Consider the following 13,108-nt stretch of genomic DNA (forward strand, 5'->3'; position numbering starts at 1 on the left):
TTGGCCGATATGCAGTTTTTGCGTATGGGTCCGATTAATACTGTGTCGGTTGTCGAGTCCTTCAACTTGAGGGGGATGTGGAGATTTTTTCCTTCTCATTGATGTTAGACGGCTGTGGCGCGGGGGCAAGGGGGGGAAGTCTGGTTTCATCGTGGGAAATTGGCGCGGTTTTGCGGATGTACGCGATTTGTCTGAATGAGTCTTCTGGGAGCCAGCCTGCTGGCGATGGCGGTCTCCAGGACACTGCATATTTTGAAAAACATCCCCGCATAAAAAAACCCGGCATAAGCCGGGTTTCTTGACTGGCGTCGAGCTTAAGCGGTGAAGGTTTTGCCTTCGAACTGCTCAGCCACGAATTTCCAGTTGACCAGGTTCCAGAACGCTTCGACATACTTCGGACGAACGTTGCGGTAGTCGATGTAGTAAGCGTGTTCCCAGACGTCGCAGGTCAGCAGCGGGGTGTCGCCGTTGGTCAGCGGGTTGCCGGCGCCGATGGTGCTGGCCAGGGCCAGGGAACCGTCTGCCTTTTTAACCAGCCAGCCCCAACCGGAACCGAAGGTGCCGATGGAAGTCTTGCTGAACTCTTCCTTGAACTTGTCGAACGAACCGAAGGCTGCGTTGATGGCTTCAGCCAGTGCGCCGGTTGGTTGACCGCCAGCGTTTGGCGCCAGGCAGTTCCAGTAGAAAGTGTGGTTCCAGACCTGAGCGGCGTTGTTGAAGATGCCGCCCGAGGAAGTCTTGACGATTTCTTCCAGGGTTTTGCCTTCGAACTCGGTGCCTGGCACCAGGTTGTTCAGGTTCACGACGTAGGTGTTGTGGTGCTTGTCGTGGTGAAATTCCAGAGTTTCCTTGGAAATGTGCGGCTGCAGAGCATCGTGTGCGTAAGGCAGTGGCGGCAATTCGAAAGCCATGGTGGATCTCCTAATCAGGTCAGGTGCGGTGAGCGCAAGGCCGATCACGGGCGGCCAGACAAGCGCCGGGGAGTTTTGTACTCTTTGCGGCGCAGGGTCGGATCATAGCACCGGGGGTGCGGCATAACCACGCAACAACTGTGTGGAATAGAGGTTCCAGAGCCTTTTGGAATAAATCAGCCGGCGCTGATTAACTGGAACGCTACCGCGAACATCATCACGGCCACCAACAGATCAAGCATGCGCCAGGTACTCGGTCGCGCCAGCCACGGCGCCAACCACGCAGCGCCCAACGCTAGGGTGAAAAACCACAGCAACGAGGCACTCGCCGCGCCCACGACATAGGCGCCAGGCTCGGTTTGTTGCGCACCGAGGGAGCCGATCAGCAAGACAGTGTCCAGATAAACGTGGGGGTTGAGCAAAGTCACTGCCAGCGCACTGAGCATCACCGCCCGCAGCGAGCGCACGGTCTGGTTTTCGCCTTGTTGCAGGCTTTGCCTGGAGAAGGCACGACGCAGTGCCTGACTGCCGTACCACAGCAAAAACGCTGCCCCCCCCCAACGGGCGATGGCCAGCAGAGTCGGGTTCTGCGCCAAGACCGTCGCCAGCCCGAATACCCCGGCCGCCACCAATAGCGCGTCGCAGGCTACGCACAGCGCGGCGACCGGCAAGTGATGTTCCCGGCGCAGGCTTTGCGCCAGGACAAAAGCATTTTGAGTGCCGATCGCCATGATCAGGCCGAACGCGACCAACAGGCCGTTCATATAGCTTTGCCACATGTTTTTTACTCCGCGTTGGCTGCCAGATCCCGCAGCACTTGCATGGCGCGTTCGGCGTCGGCCTGGCCGACGAATAAATGGTCGTGGTAGTAACCGGCGATCACGTTGCAGCTGATACCGGCCTTGCCCAGCGCCGTGGCGAACGCGGCGGTCAATCCGACGGCTTCGAGGGCCGAGTGCACGTTCAAGGTGATCCAGGCCGCGACGTAATCGAAGCTGAACCCGGCCTGTTCGGCGTGGGAACGTTCGAGAATCACCGTCAGACCCTCCTGTTCGCGGAAGCTGCCGATGATCTCCAGACCTGACGGCAATTGCCCGTCGTGCAGGGTGCAGAACACGTATTCGCCGGCGTTGAGTTGCGGGCTCATGCTGCGCAGCAGCGTTGCCAATGAAATTTCGCCAGCCATGTCGGTATTTCCTATTCAAGAGTTCTTGCTGGTCATTCTCGGGCAGGACGTTGTATAAGAAAAACCAATAGTGCTGATCGCTCATTAGGAAAACTGATGTTCGACTATAAATTGCTTTCTGCCTTGGCCGCGGTGGTCGAGCAGGCCGGTTTTGAACGGGCGGCGCAGGTGCTGGGTTTGTCGCAATCGGCGATTTCCCAACGCATCAAGTTGCTCGAAGCACGCGTCGGCCAACCCGTGTTGGTGCGGGCAACGCCGCCGTCTCCGACCGAGATCGGCCGACGTCTGCTTAACCATGTGCAGCAGGTCCGTTTGCTTGAACGTGATTTGCAAAGCCTGGTGCCGGCGCTGGACGAAGAGGGTTTGCCGGAGCGTTTGCGGATTGCCTTGAATGCCGACAGCCTCGCCACTTGGTGGGCGCAGGCGGTGGGGGATTTTTGCGCACAGCAGCACGTGCTGCTGGACCTGATCGTGGAAGACCAGACGGTCGGCCTCAAGCGCATGCGCGCCGGTGAGGTGGCGGGGTGTCTGTGTGCCAGTGAGCGCCCGGTGGCCGGTGCGCGCAGTGTTTTGCTCGGGGCGATGCGCTATCGAGCCTTGGCCAGCCCGGCCTTCATTGCCCGGCATTTTCCAGAAGGTGTGCGCGCCGATCAGTTGGCCCGAACCCCGGCCTTGGTATTCGGCCCGGACGATTTCCTACAGCACCGGTATCTCGCTTCCCTCGGTGTCGATGGCGGATTCGAACATCATCTATGCCCTTCCTCTGAAGGCTTTATCCGTTTGACCGAAGCGGGTCTCGGTTGGGGGCTGGTGCCGGAACTGCAGGTTCGCGAACAACTGGAGCGCGGCGTTTTGCAGGAGCTTTTGCCAGATAAGCCGATCGATGTGCCGCTGTACTGGCATCATTGGCGCAATGGCGGTCAGTTGCTGGGGTTGTTGACCGATCAGTTGGTGCGAGCATCCAAGCAATGGCTGGTGCCGTTGGACTGACGGACAGCGTCAAGACCTCACGAAATACGCAAAACGAAATATTCGGAGCAATACATGAAGATTCTGGTCACCGGCGCAAGCGGCTTCATTGGCGGGCGCTTTGCGCGTTTCGCCCTGGAGCAGGGCCTGGACGTGCGGGTCAACGGTCGCCGGGCCGAAGGTGTGGAGCATCTGGTACGGCGTGGCGCCGAGTTCGTTCAGGGCGACTTGAGAGACCCGGAACTTGCCCGGGAGCTGTGCTCCGACGTTGAGGCCGTGGTGCATTGCGCCGGCGCCGTAGGTTTGTGGGGACGCTATCAGGACTTTCATCAAGGCAACGTGCAGGTCACCGAAAACGTGGTCGAGGCCTGTCTGAAACAGCGGGTGCGGCGCCTGGTGCACTTGTCGTCGCCATCGGTCTACTTCGATGGTCGCGATCACCTGGGTTTGACCGAAGAGCAGGTGCCCAAGCGTTTCAAACATCCTTACGCTGCGACCAAATACCTGGCTGAGCAAAAGGTCTTCGGCGCCCAGGAGTTCGGTCTGGAAACCCTGGCCCTGCGCCCGCGTTTCGTCACCGGTGCGGGTGACATGAGCATCTTCCCGCGGCTGCTGAAAATGCAGCGCAAGGGACGCCTGGCCATCATCGGCAACGGTCTCAACGTGGCTGATTTCACCAGCGTGCAAAACCTCAATGAAGCGTTGCTCAGCAGTTTGCTGGCCAGCGGCTCGGCGTTGGGCAAGGTGTACAACATCAGCAACGGAGCGCCGGTGCCGTTGTGGGACGTGGTCAATTACGTCATGCGCAAAATGGAAGTCCCACAGGTTACGCGCTACCGTTCCTACGGTTTGGCCTACAGCGTTGCGGCGCTCAACGAAGGCGTGTGCACGTTGTGGCCGGGTCGTCCTGAACCCACCCTGTCGCGTCTGGGCATGCAGGTGATGAAAAAAAATTTCACCCTGGACATCAGCCGCGCCCGGCATTATCTGGATTACGACCCGAAAGTCAGTCTGTGGACTGCCCTTGATGAGTTTTGCGGCTGGTGGAAGGCTCAGGACATCCGCGCACACTGAACCCGCTACGGGGTTGGGGGTCAATCGGTGCGGCAGTCGGGTTTATACTCGCTGCATCTAGCCATTACCGCGTTTCACAAAGGTTGACTCAATGTCCATGCGTAACGATGCCAACGACGACTTCGACGATGTACCGAGCCTGCGTGCAGACATCCTCGACGACGATGATTTTCCACCGACCACTCGCACCGCGGTGCATTCACGTACGCCGCCGGTGACCAAGGTCAAGGCGGCGAGCACCGGCCCGTTGTGGGCATTGGTCGGGGCGCTGTTTTTTGCCTTCGCAGGCCTGGCCTGGTGGAGCTTTCAGCAGATTTCACTGATGGAACAGCAGTTGGTGGCGACCCAGGAAAGTTTCGCGCGCATCAGTGAGGAAGCGGCGGGGCGCCTGCAGGACATTTCCGGCAAGGTTGTCGCCAGCCAGACCAACGTCACCAGCGACAGCGAAGCCCTGAAGCTGCAAATCAAGCAGTTGGAGAGCAAGCTGCAGGACCAGAGCAAGCAGCAACAAGGCGTGGTCGGTCAGACGTCTGACCTGGATAAACGTCTGGCGCAGATGACCGCGCAAACCACCGATCTGGACAAGCGCCTGGCGCAGATCACTGCCCAGAGCACTGAGCACCAAACCGCTAATACGCAGTTGCAGGCCCAGGTCAAAGTCTTGATCGGCGATGTGGCCGCGCTGAAAAGTGCCCCGGCAGACACTGAAAAATTCGACGCACAGCTGAAAAGCCTTGGCGCCGACATCACCGCTTTGAAGAAGCAAGGCAACCCGAACGCCGCCATCGATCGCCTGGAGCAGGACATCGTCGTGCTCAAAAGCGAGCAGGACAATCGTCCGGCGCCTGCTCAGGGCTCGGCCAATACCGCGGAGTTCGATGCCTTCCGTGGCCAGGTCACTCGCAACATCAACACCCTTCAGGCGCAAATCCAGAACCTGCAACAGCAGCTGCGCGCCCGGCAGTAATTGCTCTGTAGCAGCGGCCAAAGGCTGCTGCTACAGGTTCCTGAATATTCGTACATATCCCCAGGCCGTCTACGCTCTTGAAACACCAACAAGACGAGGGATGCGCAATGGGGTTTCTGCATAAGTTCGCCGTGCTGTGCGTCATGTTTGCTCTTGGCCTGAGCCAAGTGCAGGCAGCCGGAGCAGAAAAGGACGACAGCAAGGCCGCCATCGCCTTGCTGGAAAAAGCCCTGGCCTACTACCACGACAATGGCGACAAGGCCTTCGCTGCCTTCAGCCGTCAGGGAGAGTTCGTCGACAAGGACCGCTATGTCTTTGTCCTCGACACCAAAGGCGTAATGCTCGCCAGCGGCGGGCCGTCATCGGCCTTGATTGGCCGGGACGTGTCGGAAACCCTCGGCCCGGATTTGCAGAAAGCCTTCAAGGATGCGCTAAAAGTGCCGGAGGGCAATGGCATCCAGCAGGCGGAATACCGCTGGCAGAACTGGGCCGACGGCAAGGTCGAGCGCAAGCATGTGTTCTATCAGCGTATCGGCCAGCGGATTCTCGCCGTCGGTTACTACCTGCCACGGGCGTCTGCGGAACAGGCCATGGCCTTGCTGAACAAAGCGTCGACGGACCTGAGCAAGGACGAGAAGGGCACGCTGACGGCGATCAACTCCCTCAAGGGGGGGTATCTGCAAGATGATCTGTATGTGTTTGTCGTCGACCTGGACACCCAGCGCTATGTCGCCCATGGCACCAATTTGCGCTTGATCAACACTGATTTCAGCAAGATCAATGACCCGGAGGGCAAACCGGTGGGTGAGCCGATGCTGGCGTTGATCGCCAGGCAGGATTATGGCGAGTACGAATATCGCTGGAAGAACCCGGTGACCGGCAAGGTCGAGGACAAGCATGCCTACCTGAAGAAGGTTGGGCATTTTCTGGTGGCTGTCGGGTATTACAGCCCTTGATGTGTAGGCAGGAGCGAGCAAGCTCGCTCCTACGGGTATTTAACGAACCTTGTCTTCCCTGCCGCGCAACAACATGTTCGGCATCGCGATCGCCGCTGCAAGCCCCAATAACGAGACCGCCGCACTGACTGTCAGCAAATGCCGGAAGGTCAACAGCAACTCCGCTCGCAAAGCATCCTGCGCATCTCCCGGCGCAGCATTCAGACCATCGAGCAAAACATTTCCGGAATGCCCTTCGGCAATCAGTGTCGAGCCGGCCAGATGCGCGAAGCTCGAATCCTGCAACAGCGCCAGTAGCAGCGCCGACATCAACGCCACGCCCACCGCGCCGCCCAGCGAGCGGAACAGATTCGTGGTGCTGGTGGCGACGCCGATGTCCCGTTGTTCCACCGAGTTCTGCGTGCCCACCAACGAAGTCGGGAACTGCATGCCCGACGATATCCCGCAGAGCAGCATGCACAGGCTGCTCAGCACAAAGGCTTGGGGCGGGCTGAAGGCCATGCCGAGAATCGCGATCGGCATCAGCGCGGCGCCGGTCAGGATCATCGGTTTGTAGCGGCCGGTCACGGAAGTACGGCGGCCGGCGAAATAAGCACCAATCGGCAAGCCCATCGCCAGTGGCAGCAAGTGCAGTGCGGCGCTGTCGGCGCCGGCGCCGGTGACGCTCTGGAAGCGCAGCGGCATCAGCACGATCAACGAGATCGCCTGGAAACTGGTGAAGAAAATCGTGCACCAGCACAGGATTGCGTTGCGGTTGGCAAACAAATGCATGGGCAACAACGGCTCCCGTGCCCGTCGCTCATGCAAGACAAACAGCCCCAGCACCACCACTGCACAGGCGAGCAACCCCAAGACCTCGGCGCTGCGCCACGAATGGCCCTGGCCGACCTGGGTGATGCCCAGCAATAACGCCGTCAGGCCGATGATCATCAGCAAGGTGCCGAGGTAATCGATGATGGGTTTGCGTTGCGGAATCGGCAGGCCGACCAGTGTGCGATTAGCCACCAGCCACGCACCGATGCCCAGTGGCAGGTTGATCAGGAACACCCAGCGCCACGATAAGTATTCGGTCATGTAGCCGCCGAGCACCGGGCCGGCGACGCTGGCCACCGCGTACATGCTGCTGAAATACCCTTGATAGCGACCGCGCTCGCGTGGCGGCACGATGTCGCCGATGATCGCCTGGCTCACCGAGATCATCCCGCCGGCGCCGATGCCCTGGATAATCCGCGCCAGCACCAATTGCTCCATGCTCTGCGCCATGCCGCAGAACAACGACGCCAACGTGAACAACCCCATGCCGAACAGCATTAGCTTGCGGCGCCCGTACAGGTCGCCAAGTTTGCCGTAGATCGGCACCGCCACGGTCATCGCCACCATGTAACCGGAAATCACCCACGCCAGCAGGCTGACGTCCTTGAATTGCGCGGAAATGGCCGGCATCGACACGGCGACGATGGTCTGGTCCAGCGCACCGAGAAAGATCGCCAGCATCAGCGCGATCAACACGCTGCGGATGGCCGGTTTGGGCGTTTCAGGCTGGTTGAGATTGGTCACGGAAGAACCTGCGGGCAGTGATTGACCCGCACGAGGCAAGGGCGAGCGGGGATGCTCGCCAGTGTAAGTCGGTAGCAGGCTATTCGATAGCCTCATAAGGAAGCCCGACGTAATTTTCTGCAATGGTTTTACGACCCGCCTCGGAGTCGATGAAATACGCCAGCTCCGACTCGGCGATGCGCTGGCTAAAGGCGTCGTGATCCTCGAAACGGTGCAGCATCGAAGTCATCCACCAGGAAAACCGTTCGGCTTTCCACACCCGGCGCAGGCAGATTTCCGAGTATTTCTCCAGCAGATCGAGGCGATCTTCTCGGTAAACCTTGAGCAGGATGTTGAACAATGTGCTGACGTCGCTGGCCGCCAGATTCAGGCCCTTGGCGCCGGTGGGCGGGACGATGTGTGCGGCGTCGCCGACCAGGAACATCCGGCCGTACTGCATCGGTTCGACCACGAAGCTGCGCAGCGGCGCGATGCTTTTTTCGATGGACGGTCCGGTTACCAGATTGTCCGCCAACGTCTGCGGCAGACGGGTCTTGAGTTCATCCCAGAAGCGTTGATCGGACCAGTCCTCGACTTTTTCATCGGCCGGAACTTGCAGGTAGTAACGGGTGCGCGTCGTCGAGCGCATGCTGCACAGGGCAAAGCCGCGTTCGTGGCGGGCGTAGACCAGCTCTTCGTGCACCGGCGGAGTGTCGGCAAGAATTCCCAGCCAGCCAAACGGATAAATCCTTTCAAACACCTTCAGGCTCTCGGCGGGAATCGATTGCCGCGCCACACCATGGAAACCGTCGCACCCGGCGATGTAGTCACAGTCGAGGCGATAGTGCTCGCCGTCCTTTTCGAACGTCACGAACGTTTCTTCGGTTTTCATGCCGTGGGGAACGACGTTGCTCGCCTCGTAGAGGGTCTGCGCACCGGCGATCTGACGAGCGGCCATCAAGTCACGGGTGACCTCGGTCTGGCCGTAGATCATCACGGTTTTGCCCCCGGTGAGGGCTTGCAGGTCGATGTGCACCTGGCGCCCGTCGAGGGCCAGTTCGAAGCCGCCATGAACCAGCCCTTCGGCGTCCATGCGTTGACTGACGCCGGCCTGTCGCAACAGCTCTACCATGCCTTGTTCAAGTACCCCGGCGCGGATGCGCCCGAGTACATAATCCGGCGTCTGGCGTTCGAGAATCAGGGTGTCGATGCCGGCGTTGTGCAGCAACTGTCCGAGCAGCAGACCGGAAGGACCGGCACCGATGATGGCAACTTGGGTTTTCAGCGTTTTCATTGTTTTTATGACTCGCAAGCTCCACGCGACCAGGGTCTGTGGATAATTTTTATGGATCGAGTGCTTGCATTTTTCCCTTGCGGGTCTGTCAATTGAAGGTGAAAACTGAGCCGATACCTGTACATTTCGCCAATCGGTGCGATTATCGCCCGTCATCTATTCCGAGGCCTGGATTGAAGTGATGAACAAGCCTGACCTGCCTTCGATTCCAGTGTTCAAGCTCTACGGTGAAAGCCTGGATTGGCCGACCCCCGACTTGCTGCACTGTGAAACCATCTCCAAACGCAGCCGCGAACATCAATGGGAAATCAAACCTCACCGCCACGCCGATTTATGCCAGTTGCTCTTCGTATTCAAAGGTCAGGCAGAGCTTGAAATAGAAGGCCAGCGTACGCAATTGACTGAACCAGCCATCCAGATCCTGCCGCCGTTGTCAGTGCACGGCTTCCGTTTTTCCGAGGACGTCGAAGGATTCGTGGTCACCCTGGCCGCGCCGCTGATTACCCATCTTCAAGCGCAATTGGGGCATTCGGTGAATGCCCTTGCCCAGGCCGAGAGCTACCCGGCCGGTAACGATGCCGAGTACCTGAACAGCCTGTTCAGCGCGTTGCAGAACGAATACACCAGCCATCAACCGGCCCGGGAAATGCTCATGCATTCGCTGGTCAGCGTGATCATGGTGTGGGTCAGCCGTCAGGTGATCCAGCGACGTTCAGCCACGCAACGACCGCAACGTGCCCGGGAATACCTCAACGGGTTCATTCAATTGGTGGAAGAGACCTATCGGCAACACGTCAAGGTCGAAGACCTGGCCCATCGACTGGGGATTTCCGTGTCCCACCTTAATGGCACTTGCCGTGAACTGGCGGGGCAACCGGCGTTGCAGATCATGCACGAGCGTCAATTGCTGGAGGCCAAGCGCTTGCTGACCTACACCAGCATGACCATTTATGAAATGTCCGACGTTTTGGGGTTCTCGGATCCGACCAACTTCACGCGCCTGTTCCGGCGCCGGGTGGGAATCTCGCCAAAAGCGTTCCGCGACCGTTTGAAGGCCGATCAGGACAACGAGGCCTGACCCCTTCGCTAACGGAGGGCGTTGAGGGTCGCGTTGTGGGGAATGCAACGCTCGAAATTGCAGCTGGCGTACTCACGGGGCAGGTTGCGCAACTGCTCCACGCGCCAGGCTGCCGCGCCATACAACCCGAGCGTGACCGCGCAGGTGATGAAAATCGCGAGGTATCTTCTTGTTTTGATGTTCATGGCGTTGACCTCTGAACGAATACCCTTCGGTATTACTTTGAGCATAGGTCAGCGCGGGTGAGTTGCCAGCAATAACGCGGTATTCAAAACACTGATGAAGCCTGCTCGCTCCTACCGTTTTAATCGGGTTACAGGCCGATATCCCACGCCGGTTCCTCCGGAAACCTCACCACCAGAAAATCCAGCAAACTGCGCAGCGCCGCGGGCATGTGCTTGCGCGAGGCATACACCGCGTACACGTTCATCTGCCGAGGCTCGGCCGAGGGCAGCAGGCGAACCAGTTCACCGCTGTGGACATACACGCCGGCCTGATACGTGGGCAGCATCGCCACTCCGGCACCGGCCATCGCTGCGCGCAACAGGGTAGTGGCCTCGTTGGCGCTGATGTTGCCTTGCACCGGCACCGAGACCTGTTCGCCGTCCTGTTCGAAATGCCACAGGCTTTTGCCGAAGTAGGAGTGGGTCAGGCAGTTGTGCTGGCTCAGGTCCTCGACCCGCTGCGGTGTCGGATGCTCGCGCAGGTAGGCGTGGGAGGCGCAAATCACCGAGCGGCAGACCGTCAGCCGACGGGCGATCAGGTTCGGGTCCAGGTCATTGCTGGTGCGAATCGCCAGGTCGATGCGCTCATCCACCAGATTCACTGTGCGGTCGAGCATCTGCATGTCGATGCTGACGCCCGGATAGCGTTTGACGTAGGTGGCCATTGCATCGGCCAGTTGTGCCTGGCCGAACGAAGTGCTGACGCTGATCCGCAGCAGCCCGCGCGGAGCATCCTCCGGGACGCTGACGGCGGCTTGCATGTCGGTGGACAAGTCGAGCATCTGTCGACAGCGCGGCAGCACTTCGCTGCCGGCGGCGGTCAGGCTCAATTTGCGTGTGGTGCGATGCATCAGACGTGCGCCGACCCAGTCTTCCAGCTCCGCCAGATAACGCGACACCACCGGCCGCGACAGCTCCAGATGATCGGCGGCGGCCGACTGGCTGCCGAGGTCGACCACCGTGACGAACACGCGCATTGCTTGTAGACGATCCATGATTTGCCCGATTTCAGAAACAAACTATGTTTAAGCATCGCATTTTTTGTACTGACTCAGGCAACTAAGCTCTGGTCCATCGCCGCAAATGGCACTGAACCACGGAGCAACACGTGATCGGATTCGCCACTTTCAAACGCGTGTTACTCGCTGGATGTCTACAACCCTGGAGAAAAGGCAATTTTTCCAGTGACCTCGGTGCTGGTCAGTGGCGAGAAAGACGCCATCCTGGTGGACGCACCATTCGGCAAATCCCAGGCCGAACAAGTGGTGGAAAAAAATCCGCGCCAGCGGCAAACAACTGACCACGATCTTCGCTGTTCAATCCACTGGAGAAATTCATGAGTAACATTGCAATCATCGGTGCCACCGGTCGTGCCGGTAGCCAACTGCTGGAAGAAGCCCTACGTCGCGGTCACAGCGTTACCGCCATCGCTCGCGATACATCGAAGATCGGCCAGCGTGCTGGCGTGGTCACGCGTAATGTCGATGCGCTCGATGCCAGCGCATTGCAGGAAGCTATCGCTGGTCATGACGCGGTCATCAGCGCGGCGCATTTCGCCACGCTGCCTGCCGCCGCCGTGGTCGGACCGGTGAAAAAGGCTGGGGTCAAACGCCTGCTGGTGGTGGGCGGTGCGGGTTCGCTGTTGTTGCCTGATGGCACTCGGGTGATCGATAGCGCAGGTTTCCCTGACGCGTACAAAGCCGAGGCCAGCGCGGGTGCCGAGTTTCTAGGCAAGCTGCGTGAAGAAAAAGATCTGGATTGGACCTTCCTGTCGCCATCGGCCGAATTTGTCGAAGGCGAACGCACCGGAAAATTCCGCACCGGTCAGGATGATTTGCTGGTGAGCGGCGAGGGGCGCAGCTGGATCACATTTGCGGACTATGCGATCGCGATGCTCGACGAAGTGGAAACACCGAAGCATTCGCGGCAGCGGTTTGCTGTCGGTTATTGACCCCCGCAACCCTATAGCAGCTGGCTTTGCCAGCTGCTATAGGGCACGTTCAGCGACTCTGCGCCTGCTCCACCAACCACCCCATCAACTCGCGCAACTTCGGTGAAGGCCCGGGTTTTTCCGGGAACACCAGGTAATACGCCAGTCCCGTAGTCACCTTCAATTCGAAGGGCATGACCAGCCGCCCGGCATTCAGGTCATCGCCGATCAACGACCAATCGCCAATCGCCACACCCGTTCCCTGGGACGCCATCGACATCGCCAGATCGAGCGTTTCGAAGTGCTGGCCCTTGCCGACATTGGTCAGATGCACATCCGCCGCTTTCAGCCACGCCTTCCAGTCGCGCTCATCGCGCGTGGGGTGCAGCAGCAGGTGTTGTTGCAGGTCGGCCGGTGTCTGCAAAGCGATCGGTCCGTCGAGCATCGGCCTGGAACACACCGGCGTCAGTTGCTCATCGAAGAGTTTTTGCGACTCCAGCGAAGTGTCCGGCGGCGTGCCGTACATCACCGCCGCATCGAATTGTTCACGATGAAAATCCACACCGTGCTTGACCGTGGTGGTCAGTTCCACCGGCACGTCCGGGCGCTCCTTTTGCCATTGCAACAGGCGCGGCAGCAACCAGCGCATAACGCAGGTCGGTGCCTTGAGTTGCAGGGTTTCGCGCTTCTCGCCGATCTGCTCAACGGCCTCGTCGATCAATCCGAAAATCTGCTGCACCCGTGGCAGCCATTCCCGTCCCTCGGCCGTCAGATCAAGGCCGCGTGCCTGACGAATGAACAGTTCATAACCGAGGAAATCTTCCAGTCCGGCGATCTGTCGGCTCACCGCACCTTGGGTGATGTGAAGTTGCTCGGCGGCCCGGGTGAAATTGCAGCACTGCGCGGTAATCAGAAAAGTGTGCAGCGCCGGCAGGGGAGGCAGTCGTTTCATTGGGATCCAAGGTATGACGTGAGGACATGGC

Annotated in this window: 14 protein-coding genes and 1 pseudogene; 7 read left to right on the forward strand and 8 right to left on the reverse strand. The window is 59.4% G+C overall.

The features are described 5' to 3' along the window. Nucleotides 1-314 precede the first annotated feature (314 nt). The 3 genes from ACNYC6_RS19340 to ACNYC6_RS19350 form a co-directional block, all read right to left on the reverse strand. On the reverse strand, nucleotides 315-911 hold the full coding sequence (locus ACNYC6_RS19340) for a superoxide dismutase (RefSeq protein ID WP_027619760.1): 597 nt from the start codon (nucleotides 909-911) through the stop codon (nucleotides 315-317). 176 nt (nucleotides 912-1,087) lie between these two features. Further along, the gene (locus tag ACNYC6_RS19345; RefSeq protein WP_419708732.1) at nucleotides 1,088-1,690 is read right to left on the reverse strand and encodes a LysE/ArgO family amino acid transporter; all 603 of its coding nucleotides are present in this window, start codon (nucleotides 1,688-1,690) and stop codon (nucleotides 1,088-1,090) included. Between the two features lie 5 nt (nucleotides 1,691-1,695). Next, the gene (locus tag ACNYC6_RS19350) at nucleotides 1,696-2,097 is read right to left on the reverse strand and encodes an ACT domain-containing protein (RefSeq protein WP_419708733.1); all 402 of its coding nucleotides are present in this window, start codon (nucleotides 2,095-2,097) and stop codon (nucleotides 1,696-1,698) included. A 96-nt stretch (nucleotides 2,098-2,193) separates the two neighbouring features. On the opposite strand from ACNYC6_RS19350, the gene ACNYC6_RS19355 reads away from it, so the two are divergent. From ACNYC6_RS19355 to ACNYC6_RS19370, 4 genes are all read left to right on the forward strand, one after another. Further along, nucleotides 2,194-3,087, forward strand: coding sequence for a LysR family transcriptional regulator ArgP (locus tag ACNYC6_RS19355; protein ID WP_419708734.1), 894 nt, complete (start codon nucleotides 2,194-2,196; stop codon nucleotides 3,085-3,087). 54 nt (nucleotides 3,088-3,141) lie between these two features. Beyond that, on the forward strand, nucleotides 3,142-4,140 hold the full coding sequence (locus tag ACNYC6_RS19360; RefSeq protein ID WP_419708735.1) for an NAD-dependent epimerase/dehydratase family protein: 999 nt from the start codon (nucleotides 3,142-3,144) through the stop codon (nucleotides 4,138-4,140). A 91-nt stretch (nucleotides 4,141-4,231) separates the two neighbouring features. Beyond that, on the forward strand, nucleotides 4,232-5,107 hold the full coding sequence (locus ACNYC6_RS19365; protein WP_419708736.1) for an ATPase: 876 nt from the start codon (nucleotides 4,232-4,234) through the stop codon (nucleotides 5,105-5,107). A 107-nt stretch (nucleotides 5,108-5,214) separates the two neighbouring features. Next, the gene (locus tag ACNYC6_RS19370; RefSeq protein WP_419708737.1) at nucleotides 5,215-6,063 is read left to right on the forward strand and encodes a cache domain-containing protein; all 849 of its coding nucleotides are present in this window, start codon (nucleotides 5,215-5,217) and stop codon (nucleotides 6,061-6,063) included. A 39-nt stretch (nucleotides 6,064-6,102) separates the two neighbouring features. Here the strand turns inward: ACNYC6_RS19370 and ACNYC6_RS19375 are convergent, their stop codons facing one another. Beyond that, the gene (locus ACNYC6_RS19375) at nucleotides 6,103-7,620 is read right to left on the reverse strand and encodes an MDR family MFS transporter (protein WP_419708738.1); all 1,518 of its coding nucleotides are present in this window, start codon (nucleotides 7,618-7,620) and stop codon (nucleotides 6,103-6,105) included. 79 nt (nucleotides 7,621-7,699) lie between these two features. Continuing rightward, nucleotides 7,700-8,884 carry a 4-hydroxybenzoate 3-monooxygenase gene (gene pobA / locus ACNYC6_RS19380; protein ID WP_419712982.1) on the reverse strand — a complete coding sequence of 395 codons (1,185 nt, stop codon included), beginning with the start codon at nucleotides 8,882-8,884 and terminating at the stop codon, nucleotides 7,700-7,702. A gap of 190 nt (nucleotides 8,885-9,074) precedes the next feature. On the opposite strand from pobA, the gene ACNYC6_RS19385 reads away from it, so the two are divergent. Continuing rightward, on the forward strand, nucleotides 9,075-9,971 hold the full coding sequence (locus ACNYC6_RS19385; RefSeq protein ID WP_419708739.1) for a helix-turn-helix domain-containing protein: 897 nt from the start codon (nucleotides 9,075-9,077) through the stop codon (nucleotides 9,969-9,971). Between the two features lie 8 nt (nucleotides 9,972-9,979). Here the strand turns inward: ACNYC6_RS19385 and ACNYC6_RS19390 are convergent, their stop codons facing one another. Together ACNYC6_RS19390 and ACNYC6_RS19395 are read right to left on the reverse strand one after the other, a co-directional pair. Next, on the reverse strand, nucleotides 9,980-10,156 hold the full coding sequence (locus ACNYC6_RS19390) for a hypothetical protein (protein WP_162837843.1): 177 nt from the start codon (nucleotides 10,154-10,156) through the stop codon (nucleotides 9,980-9,982). 128 nt (nucleotides 10,157-10,284) lie between these two features. Next, nucleotides 10,285-11,190 (reverse strand): LysR family transcriptional regulator, encoded by a 906-nt coding sequence (locus ACNYC6_RS19395; protein ID WP_419708740.1) that lies wholly within the window; start codon nucleotides 11,188-11,190, stop codon nucleotides 10,285-10,287. Between the two features lie 147 nt (nucleotides 11,191-11,337). Between ACNYC6_RS19395 and ACNYC6_RS19400 the strand changes: the two are divergent. Further along, a pseudogene (locus ACNYC6_RS19400) lies at nucleotides 11,338-11,506 on the forward strand (MBL fold metallo-hydrolase); the annotation flags it as partial. A gap of 25 nt (nucleotides 11,507-11,531) precedes the next feature. Then, on the forward strand, nucleotides 11,532-12,146 hold the full coding sequence (locus tag ACNYC6_RS19405) for an NAD(P)-dependent oxidoreductase (RefSeq protein WP_419708741.1): 615 nt from the start codon (nucleotides 11,532-11,534) through the stop codon (nucleotides 12,144-12,146). 49 nt (nucleotides 12,147-12,195) lie between these two features. On the opposite strand, the gene ACNYC6_RS19410 is transcribed toward ACNYC6_RS19405, so the two are convergent. Next, nucleotides 12,196-13,077, reverse strand: coding sequence for a LysR substrate-binding domain-containing protein (locus ACNYC6_RS19410; protein ID WP_419708742.1), 882 nt, complete (start codon nucleotides 13,075-13,077; stop codon nucleotides 12,196-12,198). Nucleotides 13,078-13,108 lie beyond the last annotated feature (31 nt).

Source organism: Pseudomonas sp. NFX224 (genome assembly GCF_048565165.1).
Lineage (GTDB): Bacteria > Pseudomonadota > Gammaproteobacteria > Pseudomonadales > Pseudomonadaceae > Aquipseudomonas.

Coding starts and splice junctions, on each gene's coding strand:
- ACNYC6_RS19340 (WP_027619760.1), bottom strand. CDS start 911: ATGGCTTTCGAATTGCCGCCACTGCCTTACGCACACGATGCTCTGCAG.
- ACNYC6_RS19345 (WP_419708732.1), bottom strand. CDS start 1,690: ATGTGGCAAAGCTATATGAACGGCCTGTTGGTCGCGTTCGGCCTGATC.
- ACNYC6_RS19350 (WP_419708733.1), bottom strand. CDS start 2,097: ATGGCTGGCGAAATTTCATTGGCAACGCTGCTGCGCAGCATGAGCCCG.
- ACNYC6_RS19355 (WP_419708734.1), top strand. CDS start 2,194: ATGTTCGACTATAAATTGCTTTCTGCCTTGGCCGCGGTGGTCGAGCAG.
- ACNYC6_RS19360 (WP_419708735.1), top strand. CDS start 3,142: ATGAAGATTCTGGTCACCGGCGCAAGCGGCTTCATTGGCGGGCGCTTT.
- ACNYC6_RS19365 (WP_419708736.1), top strand. CDS start 4,232: ATGTCCATGCGTAACGATGCCAACGACGACTTCGACGATGTACCGAGC.
- ACNYC6_RS19370 (WP_419708737.1), top strand. CDS start 5,215: ATGGGGTTTCTGCATAAGTTCGCCGTGCTGTGCGTCATGTTTGCTCTT.
- ACNYC6_RS19385 (WP_419708739.1), top strand. CDS start 9,075: ATGAACAAGCCTGACCTGCCTTCGATTCCAGTGTTCAAGCTCTACGGT.
- ACNYC6_RS19390 (WP_162837843.1), bottom strand. CDS start 10,156: ATGAACATCAAAACAAGAAGATACCTCGCGATTTTCATCACCTGCGCG.
- ACNYC6_RS19395 (WP_419708740.1), bottom strand. CDS start 11,190: ATGGATCGTCTACAAGCAATGCGCGTGTTCGTCACGGTGGTCGACCTC.
- ACNYC6_RS19405 (WP_419708741.1), top strand. CDS start 11,532: ATGAGTAACATTGCAATCATCGGTGCCACCGGTCGTGCCGGTAGCCAA.
- ACNYC6_RS19410 (WP_419708742.1), bottom strand. CDS start 13,077: ATGAAACGACTGCCTCCCCTGCCGGCGCTGCACACTTTTCTGATTACC.